This window comes from Microbacterium sp. JB110 (genome assembly GCF_003335195.1).
Taxonomy (GTDB): domain Bacteria; phylum Actinomycetota; class Actinomycetes; order Actinomycetales; family Microbacteriaceae; genus Microbacterium.
Window position 1 is genome coordinate 268,314 of the sequence record NZ_QPGM01000006.1, and the last position, 14,860, is coordinate 283,173.

General features: G+C 69.2%; 14 protein-coding genes and 1 pseudogene. 8 read left to right on the forward strand and 7 right to left on the reverse strand.

Features of this window, described 5'->3' with window-relative positions; genetic code table 11:
• The first annotated feature begins 61 nt into the window (after positions 1-61).
• Entirely contained in the window at positions 62-610 is a 549-nt protein-coding gene (locus CIK77_RS12425; protein WP_087054265.1) for a universal stress protein, read from the forward strand.
• Between the two features lie 3 nt (positions 611-613).
• On the opposite strand, the gene CIK77_RS12430 is transcribed toward CIK77_RS12425, so the two are convergent.
• Together CIK77_RS12430 and CIK77_RS12435 are read right to left on the reverse strand one after the other, a co-directional pair.
• Positions 614-1,231 carry a PadR family transcriptional regulator gene (locus tag CIK77_RS12430; RefSeq protein ID WP_087054125.1) on the reverse strand — a complete coding sequence of 206 codons (618 nt, stop codon included), beginning with the start codon at positions 1,229-1,231 and terminating at the stop codon, positions 614-616.
• The gene (locus CIK77_RS12435; protein WP_087054266.1) at positions 1,231-2,142 is read right to left on the reverse strand and encodes a DUF4097 family beta strand repeat-containing protein; all 912 of its coding nucleotides are present in this window, start codon (positions 2,140-2,142) and stop codon (positions 1,231-1,233) included. The genes CIK77_RS12430 and CIK77_RS12435 overlap by 1 nt, the downstream gene beginning before the upstream one ends.
• Before the next feature lie 210 nt (positions 2,143-2,352).
• Here CIK77_RS12435 and CIK77_RS12440 point away from each other — a divergent pair, with 210 nt between their 5' ends.
• A complete protein-coding gene (locus CIK77_RS12440) occupies positions 2,353-3,108 on the forward strand; it encodes a MerR family transcriptional regulator (protein ID WP_087054126.1) in 756 nt (251 codons plus the stop codon).
• Positions 3,109-3,226: 118 nt separating this feature from the next.
• Here the strand turns inward: CIK77_RS12440 and CIK77_RS12445 are convergent, their stop codons facing one another.
• Positions 3,227-3,796: a TetR/AcrR family transcriptional regulator gene (locus tag CIK77_RS12445; RefSeq protein WP_087054127.1), complete on the reverse strand. Its 570-nt coding sequence runs from the start codon at positions 3,794-3,796 to the stop codon at positions 3,227-3,229.
• Between the two features lie 80 nt (positions 3,797-3,876).
• Between CIK77_RS12445 and CIK77_RS12450 the strand changes: the two genes are divergently transcribed.
• From CIK77_RS12450 to CIK77_RS12465, 4 genes are all read left to right on the forward strand, one after another.
• Complete coding sequence (locus CIK77_RS12450) at positions 3,877-4,260, forward strand: hypothetical protein (protein WP_087054128.1); 384 nt, start codon at positions 3,877-3,879, stop codon at positions 4,258-4,260.
• Between the two features lie 82 nt (positions 4,261-4,342).
• On the forward strand, positions 4,343-4,783 hold the full coding sequence (locus tag CIK77_RS12455; RefSeq protein ID WP_249268489.1) for a FluC/FEX family fluoride channel: 441 nt from the start codon (positions 4,343-4,345) through the stop codon (positions 4,781-4,783).
• Positions 4,780-5,151: a fluoride efflux transporter FluC gene (locus CIK77_RS12460; RefSeq protein WP_087054129.1), complete on the forward strand. Its 372-nt coding sequence runs from the start codon at positions 4,780-4,782 to the stop codon at positions 5,149-5,151. The genes CIK77_RS12455 and CIK77_RS12460 overlap by 4 nt, the downstream gene beginning before the upstream one ends.
• A gap of 151 nt (positions 5,152-5,302) precedes the next feature.
• Positions 5,303-8,809 (forward strand): efflux RND transporter permease subunit, encoded by a 3,507-nt coding sequence (locus tag CIK77_RS12465; protein WP_087054130.1) that lies wholly within the window; start codon positions 5,303-5,305, stop codon positions 8,807-8,809.
• Positions 8,810-8,955: 146 nt separating this feature from the next.
• Here CIK77_RS12465 and CIK77_RS12470 read toward each other — a convergent pair whose 3' ends face one another.
• Both CIK77_RS12470 and CIK77_RS12475 read right to left on the reverse strand, forming a co-directional pair.
• A complete protein-coding gene (locus CIK77_RS12470; protein WP_087054131.1) occupies positions 8,956-9,447 on the reverse strand; it encodes a hypothetical protein in 492 nt (163 codons plus the stop codon).
• A 55-nt stretch (positions 9,448-9,502) separates the two neighbouring features.
• The gene (locus CIK77_RS12475) at positions 9,503-9,892 is read right to left on the reverse strand and encodes a DUF4870 domain-containing protein (protein ID WP_087054132.1); all 390 of its coding nucleotides are present in this window, start codon (positions 9,890-9,892) and stop codon (positions 9,503-9,505) included.
• A 205-nt stretch (positions 9,893-10,097) separates the two neighbouring features.
• On the opposite strand from CIK77_RS12475, the gene CIK77_RS12480 reads away from it, so the two are divergent.
• Positions 10,098-12,683: a helix-turn-helix transcriptional regulator gene (locus tag CIK77_RS12480; protein WP_170934060.1), complete on the forward strand. Its 2,586-nt coding sequence runs from the start codon at positions 10,098-10,100 to the stop codon at positions 12,681-12,683.
• Positions 12,684-12,812: 129 nt separating this feature from the next.
• On the opposite strand, the gene CIK77_RS12485 is transcribed toward CIK77_RS12480, so the two are convergent.
• Together CIK77_RS12485 and CIK77_RS12490 are read right to left on the reverse strand one after the other, a co-directional pair.
• Positions 12,813-13,727, reverse strand: coding sequence for an aldose 1-epimerase family protein (locus tag CIK77_RS12485; RefSeq protein WP_087054268.1), 915 nt, complete (start codon positions 13,725-13,727; stop codon positions 12,813-12,815).
• A 55-nt stretch (positions 13,728-13,782) separates the two neighbouring features.
• The gene (locus CIK77_RS12490) at positions 13,783-13,980 is read right to left on the reverse strand and encodes a hypothetical protein (protein WP_140403493.1); all 198 of its coding nucleotides are present in this window, start codon (positions 13,978-13,980) and stop codon (positions 13,783-13,785) included.
• A gap of 243 nt (positions 13,981-14,223) precedes the next feature.
• On the opposite strand from CIK77_RS12490, the pseudogene CIK77_RS12495 reads away from it, so the two are divergent.
• Positions 14,224-14,860 (forward strand): annotated as a pseudogene (locus CIK77_RS12495) (hypothetical protein); the annotation flags it as partial.

Here is a 14,860-nt window from a genome sequence, read left to right on the forward strand (position 1 = left end):
CAAGGATACCACGATGGCGGGAAGCACCGGCCTGACGGGCGGCCTGAAGGAGGCGATTCAGATGTCGGAGAACTTCGCAGATGGAGGCGAACAGCCCCGGGACTCCGCGGAAGACGCGGCACTTGCCGGAGCAGTTGTCGTCGGCGCGACACCCGGGCAGAACCCGCGTGTGGTGAAGGAAGCGGCGCACTATGCGAGCCTTCTCGGGGCCGCGCTCGTCGTCGTGCACGTCGATGTGACGCGTTTCGTGACGTACGAGGACCCGGATGGATACGTGCATTCCGCGCCGATCGACATCAACGTCGACGCGGGCGCCGAGGAGTTCGACGTCGTCAAGCGCGAGGCGGCGGAGCTGCTCGTCGGCTCCGGCGTCGTGTGGGATGCCAGGCAGCTCGTCGGCGATCCGGCGCTCGCGCTCAAGCACTTCACGGAGAAGGTCGGCGCGAAGCTGATCGTCGTCGGTACGCGCAATCGCGGCTTCGGCGAGTCGATCCGCGAGTTCTTCACCGGCTCGGTGGCGGCGCGCCTCTCGCATCGACAGAATCTGCCTCTGCTGGTCGTGCCGCAGGGCGAGCCGCTCGACGACTCCGACGAGTTCCCAGGCGACTGAGCCTCAGCTCCTCTCCGCCGGGCCGAGTGCCCCGGTCGCCGAGGTCGCTGCGGCGTCGAGCGTCGCGGCGAGCTCGTCGACCACCGCGGGCGGCAGTTCGCCTCCGCGTGCGACATGAGTGCGCAGCTCCGCGCGCATCCGGCCGCGGAACTCCGTGATCGCGGCCTCGGCGCGCTGCAGTTGAGCGCGCGCCGCCACGCGCGGATCCTCGCCCCGGGGCGTTCGCGGCACCTTCCGCTCCTCGGCGGAAGCGGCGGCGAGGTCGGCGCGCAGACTCTTCATCGCGGCCTGCACGTTGGAGCGCACCTCGTCGGCGATCAGTCGGACGGAATCGGACAGGCCCCGTTCGATGGCTGCGACGTCGTCGGCCCGGCCGTGCACCTCGGCGCGCCCGGCATCCGTGATCGCGTAGACGCTCTTGCGGCCGTCGGCCGTCTTCGTCACGAGGCCCTCATCGGCGAGCTTCGCCAGACGGGGGTAGATCGTTCCGGCGCTGGGCGTGTACGTGCCGCCCGTGCGCTCGGACAGAGCCTGCATGATGTCGTAGCCGTGGCGCGGCGACTCGTCCAGCAGATGGAGCAGGTACAGCCGCAGGTCGCCGTGGGAGAAGACGGGGGGCATCAGCGCGCACCCTTCTCGTCTGAGGTGCCGGACGCCGCATCTGCGTCCGTCGCGGCACCGTCCGATGCGCCCGCATCGGCACTCCTGGTCGGCTCGGGCGCGATACCGCTGCGCCGCAGCACGGTGATGTCGCCGGCCACCGTGCGCACCTTCACGTCGACGAACGATCCGGAGAGTGCTCCGGCCGACCCGGCGTAGCTCGACGGCCCGTGGCCGCCGCGCGAGACTCCGTCGACGGTCATGTTCCCGCTCACCGAACGCAGCGCGTAGTTCGCCGGGTACCCGTCGTCGAGCCGGAACGTCGCAGCACCGGAGACGCCGTTGTGCGAGATGGATTCGACGGGGCCCGAGGCGTCGATGAACGTCGTGCTCGACACCGTGTCGACGTCGGCGCGCACCAGATCGCCCGCCACCGTCAGGTCGCCGGAGACGGTGTTGGCGGAGAGGCTGCCCGCGAGGCCGCGCACCTGCACGTCGCCAGAGACGGCGTTCGCCTTCAGATCTCCGACGTGACCGTCGACGAGCAGGTCGCCGGATACCGTGTTCACGGTCGCATCGCGGTGGAAACCGGCGACCAGTGCGCCCGCACTGACCACCCCGAGCGTGACGAGGACATCACGGGGAGCGGCGATGCTGACCTCGGCCCGCGGTCCGCCGGAGCCGAAGTTGCGGAACACCTCGAGGAAGTTGTCCCAGCCGAGCTGAGCGTGGTCGATCTCGAGCGTGCCGCCTGCTATCTCGATCCGGAGGTCCTTCACGGTCACACCGCGCACCTCGACTCTGGTCTCCGGATCGTCGTGCGCGATCAGATCGACCTGCCCGCCCACGAGCCCGACCTTGAGGGAGAGCACGCCCTCGACGTCGATCACCCTCGTGTCACCGGGGTGGATGAGCCACTTCTCGACTGCCATGTTCTCTCCCATCGTCTTCGCGATCCGGTTCGACCGGATGACGTGCAAATCGAGATGTATCTCGATATGAATGAGTGAAACACGATATAGCTCGAGACGCAACAGTGCTCAGACGGCTCGCAGGAAGGAATCCCGGCTGCGGGGTTGACCTTGACGCAACGTCAACATTTAGCGTTGTCTTCACCTGAGGGGAAGAGGAGAGGAGCAGTCATGGAGTGGTCGATCCAGCAGATCGCGAGAGCGGCGGGCACGACGAGCCGCGCGCTTCGCCACTACGGCAACGAGGGACTGCTTCCCGCCACCCGCATCGGAAGCAACGGCTATCGGTACTACGACGAGTCGGCGCTCGTGACCCTGCAGCGCATTCTGCTGCTGCGCGAGCTCGGGCTGTCGCTTCCGCGCATCCGCGACGTTCTCGAGAACGAGGCGGACGAGAAGCGGGCGCTGAAGGCGCACCTCGGGTGGCTGGAACAGGAGCGCGACCGGATCGGGCGGCAGATCGCCGCCGTGGAGACGACCATCCGAGCGCGCGAGAAAGGAGAGGAACTGATGGCAGACGACATGTTCGACGGCTTCGACCACACGCAGTATCGCGACGAGGTCGAGTCGCGCTGGGGGGCCGACGCGTACGCCGCCGGTGACCGCTGGTGGTGCGGGATGTCGGCCGACGACAAAGCGGCATGGCAGGAGCGCACCGCGCGGCTCGGCCGCGACTGGACGTCCGCCGCGGAGGCGGGCATCGACCCGAGTGCTGCGGAGGCGCAGGCGCTCGCAAGGCGCCACGTCGAGTGGCTGACCGGGATTCCCGGAACGCCCGCCGTGCACGGCGGAGACGTGAAGGGCTACGTGATCGGCCTCGGCGACATGTACGTCGCCGACGATCGCTTCGCCGCGAACTACGGCGGCACGGCCGGCGCGACGTTCGTGCGCGACGCCCTGCGCATCTACGCGGAGGCGAACCTGTGAGGCGCAGCGGGGCGGGGCCGGATGTGTCGGTCCCGCCCCGCACTTCGCTGCTCGTGCGGGGCACCGGCGGTGAAGCGGGAACGCTGCCCACCCACGAGGCGGCGAAGGTCCGAACCGGCTACTGCAGTCCGCGGAATGCGGCGGTGACGATCGAGCGCGCGAGGTCGTGCGGATCGTCGAGCGGGTCATCGCCGTAGGCGGCCTGCAGCGCTTCGAACAGCGCCGCGCCCGTGAGCAGGCGAGCGGTGGTGACGGAGTCCACGTCCTCCCGGATGCGACCGGCTGCGAGCTCTCCGTCGATGTACCGCTGCACGATCTGAGCCGGCACATCCGGACCGCTGCCGAGTCGCCCGACGCTCTCCCGGTGCGCCGCGCGCAGGGAGGCGCTGCCGAGCATCGATGCGGCGATCGGGAAGCTCTCCCGGTAGAACGCGACGAGCTCGGCGACCATCGACGTGAGGTTCGCGGCGACCGTCGCCTCGCCGATGAGGGCATCCGGTGTGCTCAGGCGCGGCATCCGCTCCTTCAGCACAGCGGTGAAGATGTGCTGTTTGTCGCTGAAGTTCTTATAGAGCAGCGCCTCGGAGCAGCCGGCCTCCCGAGCGATCGCGCGCGTCGTCGTCTCGGCCAGGCCGCTCGTGCGCATCAGCACGGCAGCCGCATCCAGGATCCGTTCCCTCGCACTCACGCGCACCTCCTGTTGACACCACAACCCTCAGGCCCCAGTCTAGGGGTAAGTAAACGCTCACTCACCCCGAAAGGTCGACCGTGTCACCCATCGAGTTCCTGCGCTACTCCCTGATCTTCGTCCACATCATCGGCCTGGCGGCGATCATCGGCTCCTACATCCTGCAGATGCCGTGGCGGCGCGGGTTCGACTTCCGCCCGCTTCTGATCGGCTCGATCGTCTCGCTCGTGAGCGGGTGCGCGCTCGTCGCCGTGCACGAGGTCGGCGACCTCCATGTCGACCGGTGGAAGATCACCGTCAAGCTCTCGATAGCGGTCATCGTGCTCGCGCTCGCCGCCGTGGGCTGGGGCCGCTCACGCTCGTTCAGGCGGAAGAGCCGCGACGACGCGTCGCTCAGGCCGATTCTGCTCATCACCGGCATCGTGGCCATGGCCAACGTCGCCGTCGCCCTGTTCTGGCGCTGATGGGTGCAGGATCCGATGCTGTGCCGCGGGCGGCCGGAGAGCAGCGGCGGCGACGTCTGCGCTGCGCGGTAGCGTTGCCGTCGTGACCGTGCGATTCGAGCGAGCCCCGATCCGGTGGGGGCTGCTGCCGCTCGTCGTGTTCGGCGGCGCGATCGGGGCTCTCGTGCGCGGACTGCTGACGCTGCCGTTCGACCCGCCCGACGCCTCCGTGTCAGGGCTGGTCATGCTGCTGTCGGTCAACACGCTCGGCAGTGCGCTGCTCGGCGTCGTCAACGGCGCCATCGGCGACCGCGCGCGTCTTCGTGCGTTCCTCGGCACGGGCATGCTCGGCGGCTTCACCTCGTACAGCGCGCTGACGCCGCTGCTCGGCGCCTGGCCGCTGGGTGCTGCCAGTGATCCGTCCGGGGCGGCATTCGCCGGACTGATCGGGTTGATCGTGCTGATCGCACTGCCGGTCGCCGCAGCGCTCGCCGGTCTGCTGCTCGGCCGCCGGATCTCCCGCGAACGGGGAGGCCAGGCATGACCGTATGGGCGATCGTCGCCGTCGCCGTCGGCGGAGGAATCGGCGCCGGCGTGCGCTGGAGCATCGATCAGTCGCTGTGGACCCCGCGGGGGTTCCCGTGGGCGATCATGCTCGTCAACGTCACCGGATGCTTCGCGATGGCGCTGGTGCACGCGCTGGTCGAACCCGTCGCTCCGTTCGCGGCTGTCGCTGCCGCCGGATTCCTCGGCGGGTATACGACGTTCAGCACGGTGAACGCCGACACGGTGCGGCTGTGGTCGGCCGGCCGACGCGGCAGCGCCATCGGGAACACCGTCGGCACGCTTGCGGCGTGCATCGCCGCTGCAACGCTCGGGTACCTCGTGGCGGGAGGGCCGCCCGCGCCGTGACGCGACCATCGTGCGTGCGAACCGCGGCGGCCGCGATCCGGGGGAAAGCCACAGGGTGGCATGTGTCCCGGTATGCCAGACTGAAGGCGCTGGATACACGACTGTATTGGTTCGTGCCGGCGTCTTCGCACCCCGACCGAGAGCTCTTTCTGTGTCGAATCTTGCCGTACTCAGCCTGAAGAACCGCGCCCTGATTGCGCTGATCACCATCTGTGCCGCGATCTTCGGCGGCTTGAGCCTCACCAACCTCAAGCAGGAACTGATCCCGTCGATCGAGCTGCCCGCTCTGATGGTCACCACGACCTACCCCGGGGCCTCGCCCGACGTGGTCGAGGAGGACATCTCGACGCCGATCGAGGAGGCGCTCCAGGCCGTCGACGGGATCGACTCGAGCAGCGCCACCAGTTCGACGAACGCGTCGATGGTGCAGGCGATGTTCGACTACGGCACCAACATGGCCACAGCCGAGCAGGACGTGCAGCGGGCGATCAACGGCATCGCAGACACACTGCCGGAAGACGTCGACCCACGCGTGCTGGCGATCTCGATCGACGACCTGCCCGTCGTGCAGGTCGCCATCAGCGGCTACGACGACGGCGGCACGATCCAGGACCGCCTCGACACCATCGTGATCCCCGAGATCGAGGACGTCGACGGCGTCGCATCGGCCTCGCTCGTCGGTGCGACGGGTGAGCGGATCACGATCACACCGGATGCCGACGAACTCGCGTCCAGCGGATACAGCCAGCAGGCCATCACCGACGCACTGCAGCAGAACGGATCGCTGTTCCCCGGTGGGGAGATCACGCAGGACGGCGAGACGCTGACAGTGCAGACCGGCGACCGGCTCACGTCGGTCGACGCGATCAGGGCGCTGCCGCTGGTCGGCCAGCCGCAGACCGATCCGCTCACCGGTGAGCAGACGGCTCCGGATGCCAGGACGATCGGCGAGGTCGCCGACGTGGCGCTCGAGAACGATCCCGTCTCATCGATCTCGCGCGTCAACGGCGAAGACGCGATCTCGATCTCGATCACGAAGCTCCCCGACGGCAACACCGTCGACGTGTCCGACGGCGTGACAGCGGCTCTCGACGACGTGATCAGTCAGATTCCCGGAGCGGAATATACCGTCGTCTTCGACCAGGCCCCGTTCATCACCGACTCGATCGACACCCTCGCCGTGGAGGGCCTGCTCGGCCTCGTATTCGCCGTGCTGGTCATCCTGGTGTTCCTGCTCTCGATCCGATCGACCCTCGTCACGGCGATCTCGATCCCGACGAGTGTTCTGATCTCGTTCGCGAGCATGCAGGCCTTCGGGTACTCGCTGAACATGCTGACGCTCGGCGCGCTCACCATCTCGATCGGCCGCGTCGTCGACGACTCGATCGTGGTGATCGAGAACATCAAGCGCCACTACGTCCAGGGTGCGGACAAGGGGGCGGCGATCCGCCTCGCGGTCAAGGAGGTGGCCGGCGCGATCACGGCATCGACGATCACCACCGTGGCCGTCTTCCTGCCGATCGCCTTCGTCGGCGACATGGTGGGCGAGCTGTTCCGGCCGTTCGCGATGACGGTGACGATCGCGATGCTCGCCTCGCTGCTGGTCGCGCTCACGATCGTGCCGGTGCTCGCGTACTGGTTCATGAAGCCGGGCAAGCCGCTTCTCGACGAGTACGGCCGCGCGATCGATCCGGAGCATCCGAACGCGCCGCTGTCACGGCTGCAGAAGGCGTACGCGCCGATCCTGCGGTGGACGCTGCGGCACTCGTGGTCGACGCTCGGGCTCGCCGCTCTCGTGATGATCGGCACAGTGGCGCTCGCTCCGATGATGAAGATCTCCTTCCTCGGCGACTCCGGCCAGAACACGCTGACGGTGTCGCAGGAGGTCGGCGATGCCGCCAGCCTCGACGAACAGGACGCCGCGGCGCAGCAGGTCGAGGAGAAGCTGCAGACGGTCGACGGCGTCGACGACGTGCAGGTGTCGATCGGTTCTGGCGGCTCGCCCCTGATGGGAGGCGGCGGCATCACGTTCTCGGTGATGACCGATCCGGATGCCGACCAGGAGCAGCTGCGCGACGACGTGCAGACCGCGCTAGACGAGCTCGGAGACGACGCGGGAGAGCTCACCGTGGCGGCCTCAGCAGGCATGGGATCGTCCGACATCACCGTCGAGGTCTCCGCCGGCACCTCGGACGAGGTGCGCCAGGCGACCGAGACCCTCGTCGCAGAGATCGACGGGAAGGACGGCATCGGCGAGGTCACGCACAACCTTCAGGCGGCGCTGCCCTTCATCCAGGTGCAGGTCGACCGCGAAGCGGCAGCCGAGCGCGGGCTGAGCGAGGCGGGCGTCGGCAACCTGGTCGACCAGGCGATGCAGCCCCAGCAGGCAGGCACGATCGAGCTCGACGACCGGTCAGTGACGATCTACCTCGCCAGCGACGAACCGCCCATGACGATCTCCGAACTGCAGGATCTCGATGTGCCGACGGCGTCGGGCGTCATCGCGCTGGACGAGATCGCTGAGGTGACCGAGAGCTCCTCGCCTGCGTCGATCACGACCGTCGAGGGCAGGCTGACCGCGACGATCACGGTGCCGCCGTCCAGTGACGACCTCACCGTTGCGACGGCGTCGGTGCAGCAGGCGATCGACGCAGCTGAGCTGCCGGAGGGCGCCAGCGCCGACATCGGCGGTGTCGCCACCGAGCAGCAGGACTCGTTCACGCAGCTCGGCATCGCCATGCTCGCGGCGATTCTGATCATCTACGTCGTGATGGTGGCGACCTTCAAGTCGCTGCGCCAGCCGCTGCTGCTGCTGGTTTCCGTGCCGTTCGCGGCGACGGGCGCCATCATCCTGCAGGTGGTGACGGGTGTGCCGCTCGGTGTCGCCTCGCTCATCGGCGTGCTGATGCTGATCGGCATCGTGGTCACGAATGCGATCGTGCTCGTCGACCTCGTCAACCAGTACCGCGACAGGCACGGGCTGAGCGCTCATGACGCCACGCTCGCCGGGTCCTCGATGCGTCTGCGCCCCATCCTGATGACGGCGCTGGCGACGATCTTCGCCCTCACGCCGATGGCGCTGGGCATCACGGGCCACGGCGGGTTCATCTCGCAGCCCCTCGCGATCGTGGTGATCGGCGGGCTCGTCTCGTCGACGTTCCTGACGCTGATCGTGCTGCCCACGCTGTACAACCTCGTCGAGGGCGCGCGCGAGCGCCGCCGTGCCCGTCGCGGCGACGGACCGGACGGCGGAGCGGGCCAGGATCCGGATGCCCCGAGCGGCGGCCCCGGCGGGCACGGCATCGCCCAGGCCGACGGTCGCGCGGAGCCAGCAGAGCCCGCGGACGCCCAGATCCCGGTGCTCGCCGGCAGCGATTCGGCGGCGGAGAGCGATGCCGCAGGGGGAGAGGCGCATGCGAGCCGTCCTGGCACGGATATCGAACGCACGGTGACCGGCACGGTCGTGACCCCGACGGAGCCGATGACCCGTGCGCAGCAGCACGGTCAGACGGTCGTCGACGTGCACCGCCCCGGCGCCGTGCCTGGCGAGACCCCGATCGTCACCGTCACCGTGCAGCATCCGGATGATCAGGAGTCGGCGCACGCCCTTCCCGCCGCCTCACCCGTCCAGACCCGCAGATCCCGCAACCAGCACTGACGCAGGGTGCGGGGCGCCGCCCCGCGCCCGCTCGCGAGATGCGCACTTTTCGCCGAGATGCGCCGGTTCTGTCGCCCTTTCGGGCGAAAAGTGCGCATCTCGGCAGCCCCTGACGGTGCTCTCCGTGCGGGCGGGCTTCCGGATGGTCAGGGCGCGGTGGTGATGGCGGTGTAGGAGACCATCGTGTCTTCGTCGCCGGAGCCTTCGATGACGCCGACCGTGACTGACAGCGTCTCATCGAGCGTGTAGATCCCCGTCACCATCTCGCCCATGTCACTCCACACCGTCTCCTCCCAGCCCGAGAAGTCGGCCTTGACCTGCTGCGCGAGCTCGTCGACGCTGCGGGGGTCGGACACCGTCACCATGGTGCCCTTGCCATCGTCTGAATTGATCGACATACCCTGCACGACGTTGTCCGAGACGAGCGTGATCTCATCGGGGAAGTCGTCGGGGATGTCGCCGAACTCGATGTCGGTCTCTCCGCCCGTGGCCTCTTCGATGATCTTCTCCGCGCCGCCCTGGGCGAGGTCCTCCGACATGTCCTCGAGCGGGTTGCTGAAGCACGCGGTGAGCGCGCAGACGGCTGCGGCTCCGAGTGCGATTCCTGTGATTCGTGCGAACACGGGTGTGCGGCGCATGTCCTACTCCTTCTTCACGTGCGGAACGTCGTCGGCAGAGGGAGACGCCGACGTCTCACGAGGCAGCCCACTTCTCGGCGATCTTGCCGATCACCGGCAGCCGGTAGTGGAGGAGCTTGTAGCCCTTGATGGCCAGCACGATCCAGAGCACCAGACCGCCGACGGCGGCAAGCGCATAGAGGACTCCGACGGCCAGGCCCAGTGCCCAGAAGATCAGTCCGGCGATGAACTGAAGGATTCCGATCACCAGGTAGATCGCGAACAGGGCGATGTTGAACAGAATCGACTGCGCCCCGTGGAACCGGACCTCTGAGTGCTTCTGGGTGAGCAGCATGATGAGCCCACCGATCCAGGTGAAGTACGCGAGCAGGCCGCCGATCTTGGGATCGATGCCCGCCGATTGCGGGACGGACCCTTCCTGCTGTGGTGACGCGTAGTCGGTCATTGTTCTCTCCTTCGTACACTGTGCGATGCTGTCCACCGCGTTCGGTGAGGCGGCGGCGGCAGAGCGCCGAACGCTGACGAACCCGAGGGCGGAAGCCCGGTATCACGCTAGGCTGAGCCGATCACTCGGCTCCATAGTGAGAAATGCACTACGTGGCCCTCGCCGGGCGCGGCCGATCGTTGCGAGGGCGCAGGGAGGAACGGTCATGGGTCGCACTGTCGGACCGATGGGGAGTGAGCAGCTGCTCGACCTGTTGGAGGAGCAGCACACTGCGGCCGGACGCGGGCTTCTGGTCACGGGCGCGCACGGTGCGGGGAAGACTCGGATGCTGCGCGCCGCCAGCGCAACGCTGCAGCAGCGCGGCTCGACGGCCCCGGTGCTCGCAGCTCACAGCGTCGGCGGCGACGTGCCGCTGGGGCTGTTCCTCGGCGTCGCCGACCTCGCCGTCACCATGCCGAGCAGTCCAGCCGGGATCATCGATGCGTTCGCCCGTCGGCGCTCCACCAGTGCGCTGCTGGTCGACGGCGTCGAACACGTTGATCCTGCCTCCCTGTTCGTGATCCTCAAGCTCCTGCAGACCACTCGGCTCCCGGCGATCCTGACCGCGACGGACATCGCGGCTGTGCCAGACGGCGTGCGCGCGCTCTGCGACAGCGGCGACCTGGCCCCGGTCAGCGTGCTTCCGCTGACGAGGGCAGAGGCCGCCGAGATCATCGAACGCGAACTCGGCGGCCAGGCGACGCCCGCGGCGGTATCGAAGCTCGCGCTCGCCAGCGGGGGCAGCCCGCTGCAGCTGGTCGAGCTCATCGCCGGATCGCGCGACTCCGACCGACTCGTCGAATCCGAGCACGGATGGGAGCTGCGCGACGCCCCGATGCCGACACCGCGCCTGGCCGAGCGGGCGGAGGCGAAGCTCGCCGCTCTGGACCCGTCGGCCGTCGACGCCGTCACGTGCGCGGCGCTCGCAGGCGAGTATCCATCGGCTGCCATCGCCCCCGCCGACCGTCGCGCGCTCGCGCATGCCGGCCTCATCGAAACGACGGCATCCGGATGGATTCGGCTGATCCACCCGCTCGACGCCGAGCACCTCCGAACTCGCGGGTCGTCGGCACTGCGGCGGGAACTGGTCGGAGAGTCGATCAGGGCGCTTCGCGAGGCGTCCGCGAGCGGCGACCCCGGCGCTGCGCGCCGTGCCGACGCGCTCGCCGTCCGGCACGGATACGACATCGACCCTGATGCGGCGGTCGGGCTCGCCGAGCACGCGTTGGGAGCGTTCGACGAGCCGCTGGCGCTTCTGGCCGCGAAGGCGGCGCTCGCCGGTGATCCGTCGAATCCGGCGGCCCACCGTGTGGTGGGGTCGGCGGCCTCTGCTCTCGGCGAGACGACCGAAGCGGATGCGTCGTTCCGCGCCGCGCAGCTGCACGTTCGCACCGATGTCGAGCGGGTGTCGGTCGCGCTCGCCATGGCGCAGCATCTCGGGGTCCGACGGCACGACGCAGCTGCGGCGCTCGCGGTGCTCGCCGACGCGGCGGCCGTCGTCGATGACGACATCGCGGCCGCGCACCTGGTACGTGCCAGGATGCGATGGGCTTCCGTGGCAGGGCGGCAGAGCGAGCGCGTCGAATCGAGACCTGTGGCAGAAGTCGGTGCCGTGGGTGCAGATGCCGCGCTGGGCCTGATCACGACGGCGATGGGCGGTCTCATCTCCGGGCCGCTCGACGACGCGGAGCGGCTGCTGCCCGACCTGCGGCGCATCCCGGATGAGGTGCTCGCCCTGGTTCCGGGTGGCGCCTCGCTGATCGACCTCGCTGAGGTCATGGCGCTGTCGTACAGCGGCGACGTGCTCGCGACGCGCCGCAGCATCCAGGAGGCGATCGCCTCGGCCGGCTCGCAGAAACCGGAGAGTCTCGGCGCCTGGGAGTATGCCCTCGGCGTGCTCGAGTTGTTCTCCGCCGATGCGGACGTCGCGCATCAGGCGGCGCAGTCCGCGACCGTTCATCTCGATTGGCGCGATACGGCAGGGCTCCTCCCCGCCGCATACGCGCTCACCGGGGCTGCTGCCCTGGCCGCCGGCCGCACCGCACAGTCGACGCAGGCGTTCGAACAGATTCCGGATGCCGCAGCCGACGATCCGAAGGTGGTGATGCTGAGCGGCTGGGTCCGTGCGCGCGGTTCGTACCTCGACGGCCGCCGTGGTGCGGCGGGAGAGACGCTGCTGGCGACCGCCGAAGGGCTGCTCGCCGCGCAGCACACGTACTTCGGCGGCATGCTGGCGCACTGCGCCGTGAGGCTCGGACACGACGTGCCCGCTGCCGCGGCCGTGCTGCGGCGTGCCGCCTCGCTCGCCGGGGGCGGCATGCTCGAGCTGTTCGTCCAGCATGCGGAGGCAGCGATAGCAGGGGATGCGGACGCGCTCGATGCGCTCGCCGAGCAGGCCGCCGAGCTCGGGCTCGTCTCAACGGCCGTCGATATCTGGACGGGTCTGTCCATCCGACCGGCGCTGGACGCGACGGCGGAGCTGCGGGCGAGGAGGTGCTCGGTGCGCGCGGCGGAGCTGCTGACCGACGCACCAGGGGTGCCGCTGTGGGCGGGGCGGCCCGACCGGTCGGCGCAGCTGACCGAGCGGGAGCACAAGGTCGCGCGACTGGCCGCGGAGCGTCTCACGACGAAGGAGATCGCCGAGCGGCACGGCGTATCGCCCCACACCGTGAACAATCAGCTGGCCGCCATCTACCGCAAGCTCGGCGTCACACGCCGCGCCGAGCTGCGCGAAGTCCTGCGCCCCGACTGACCCGCCCGCACCCCGCTGCCGAGATGCGCACTTCCCGTCGAAATGCGCCGGTTCTGACGCCCTTCTGGACAAAAGGTGCGCATCTCGGCAGCGAGCCGAGCGAGCCGAGCGGGCCTCGACGGCCGGGTGTCAGGCGGCGCGCACCACGCCCCACTCGAACGTCAGCTCATCGCCCGCGGCGATGGTGCGCAGGCCGCGGCCCGAGTTGAACGCATCGGCAGGGGCGCTCATCGGCTCGATGGCGATCGCATGGCTGCGGCCGGGGTAGCCGTCCGTGATGAAGATGTGGGTGTAGTCGAGCCCCTCGCCCTGCCAGAGTGTGGTGGCCCGACCATCCGGAGCCGTCAGCGTCGTGCGCGCGAGCCCGTCGGCATCGCGGGTCAGGTTCGCGTAGCAGCGGTCCATGAACCCCGCACCGAGCGCACGCCCCGCGCGGAGGTCGGTCGCCTCGCCCACGGGGTGCTCGGCGATCGGAAGCATGCGCTCGTCGGTCTCGATCCACGTCGTTCCGGTGCCGGCCACGGTGATCTCCGCCGGATCGGCGTCGCCGACTGCGAGGTACGGGTGCGTGCCTACGGCGACCGGGGCCGGATCGGCGCCGACGTTCCGGATGGAATGGGTCACCCTGATGCCGTCATCCGTCAGCGCGTAGGTGACGGCTGTGTCGAGGGCGAACGGGTATCCGTTCTGCGGGAAGATCTTGGCGCGCAGGGTCGCCGCGGCGTCGGTCTGCTCGATGTCGTAGGGCGTGAAGCGCAGCAGCCCGTGGCTGGCGTTGCGGAACTTCGGCTCGCTGATCGGCAGCTGCTGCTCCCCGCCGTTGTGGCTCCATCGTCCGTCGCGCACGCGATTCGGCCACGGCACGAGCACGATCCCGGATGCCCCTGGCGCCTTGACGCCGTCGGGGTAGCCGGCGACGAGATCGGTTCCGTCGACGGCGAGCCCGCGCAGCGCCGCGCCGACCTGCGCGATCCTGGCCGTGACGGCGCCCGAAGAGAGCATGACCTGCTGACCGGTGGGATCGACTGGGGAATGCGACGACATGACGTCCTCCTTCGACAGCGGTGGTGCCTCCATCTTGGCGCATCAGAGTCGCCGCTCAGACTTCGATCGTGACAGCTCCGTCGGCGAAGTCGATCACGCCGTTGCCACCGTCCGGCGTCGGGGCGGGCACGATTGTGAGCTTCTCAGCGTCGCGGGCCTGATCGGCCAGATGTGCGGACGGTGCCCACACGGCATCGAAGGCTCCGCCGACACCCGACAGTGGATACTTCCTGGAGAGCCGATCCCGTCGCATGCCCACAGGTTACGACCTGAACCGTCGGGCGCGAAGGGGCATCACGCGAGCTCGGGGTCGCGCAGCGTCTCGATAACCTCATCGTCCGGCACTGCCCCTGAAGCGCAGGCCCGGATGGGGCAGAGACGTTTCTCAGGGCGGGGCGGTAGCCTGAAGGGTCGGCTTTGGGATGCCGTGCACGGTGCACGGGTGTGGTTGTGGTCCTCATGAGGCCGCAGAACACCTGGAAGGTGCTGATTCAGCATGCCTAAGAACAAGAAGCCCGCAGGCGGACGCCCCGCGAAGAACTTCGATCCGCGCTACGCGAAGAAGTCCTCGCATCGCGGTCAGTCGGCCGATCGCCCCGGCGCGCGCAAGCAGCGCTGGACGGACGAGGACCGCGCAGGTCGCGACAACGCCCGCGCATTCTCCCGCGACAACGGCGGCTCCGGCCGCCCCGTGCGCGGCCGCGACGATTCCGGCAGGCCGTCGCGCGACGACCGTTCGTTCGGCGGCGACCGCGGTCGCGGCGGGTACTCCGGCGGCCGCGGCAACGACCGCTTCGGCGATGATCGTCGCGGCGGACGCGGTACCGAGCGCGATGACCGCGGATTCCGCGGGGGCGAGCGCGGCGGCGACAGGTTCGAGCGCGGCGGGCGTTCCTTCGACGGAGATCGTCGCGGCGGTGACGCGCGCCGTGGCAGCCGTTTCGGCGCAGACAGCCGTGACCGCCGTCAGGGCGATGACCGTCGCGGCGGACGCGGCTTCGGCGACGAGCGTCGGGGGGAGGGCGCCGACCGCGGTGGGCGCTCCTTCGATCGCGACCGCCGGGGTGGGAACGGCCGCTTCGACTCCGATCGCCGCGGCGCGGACCGCGATGCGCGTCGTCGTGACGCGGATC

What these genes read in the sequence shown, in the direction of transcription:
- CIK77_RS12425 (WP_087054265.1), top strand. Translation starts at nt 62, where the DNA reads ATGTCGGAGAACTTCGCAGATGGAGGCGAACAGCCCCGGGACTCCGCG.
- CIK77_RS12430 (WP_087054125.1), bottom strand. Translation starts at nt 1,231, where the DNA reads ATGCCCCCCGTCTTCTCCCACGGCGACCTGCGGCTGTACCTGCTCCAT.
- CIK77_RS12435 (WP_087054266.1), bottom strand. Translation starts at nt 2,142, where the DNA reads ATGGCAGTCGAGAAGTGGCTCATCCACCCCGGTGACACGAGGGTGATC.
- CIK77_RS12440 (WP_087054126.1), top strand. Translation starts at nt 2,353, where the DNA reads ATGGAGTGGTCGATCCAGCAGATCGCGAGAGCGGCGGGCACGACGAGC.
- CIK77_RS12460 (WP_087054129.1), top strand. Translation starts at nt 4,780, where the DNA reads ATGACCGTATGGGCGATCGTCGCCGTCGCCGTCGGCGGAGGAATCGGC.
- CIK77_RS12470 (WP_087054131.1), bottom strand. Translation starts at nt 9,447, where the DNA reads ATGCGCCGCACACCCGTGTTCGCACGAATCACAGGAATCGCACTCGGA.
- CIK77_RS12475 (WP_087054132.1), bottom strand. Translation starts at nt 9,892, where the DNA reads ATGACCGACTACGCGTCACCACAGCAGGAAGGGTCCGTCCCGCAATCG.
- CIK77_RS12480 (WP_170934060.1), top strand. Translation starts at nt 10,098, where the DNA reads ATGGGTCGCACTGTCGGACCGATGGGGAGTGAGCAGCTGCTCGACCTG.
- CIK77_RS12485 (WP_087054268.1), bottom strand. Translation starts at nt 13,727, where the DNA reads ATGTCGTCGCATTCCCCAGTCGATCCCACCGGTCAGCAGGTCATGCTC.
- CIK77_RS12490 (WP_140403493.1), bottom strand. Translation starts at nt 13,980, where the DNA reads ATGCGACGGGATCGGCTCTCCAGGAAGTATCCACTGTCGGGTGTCGGC.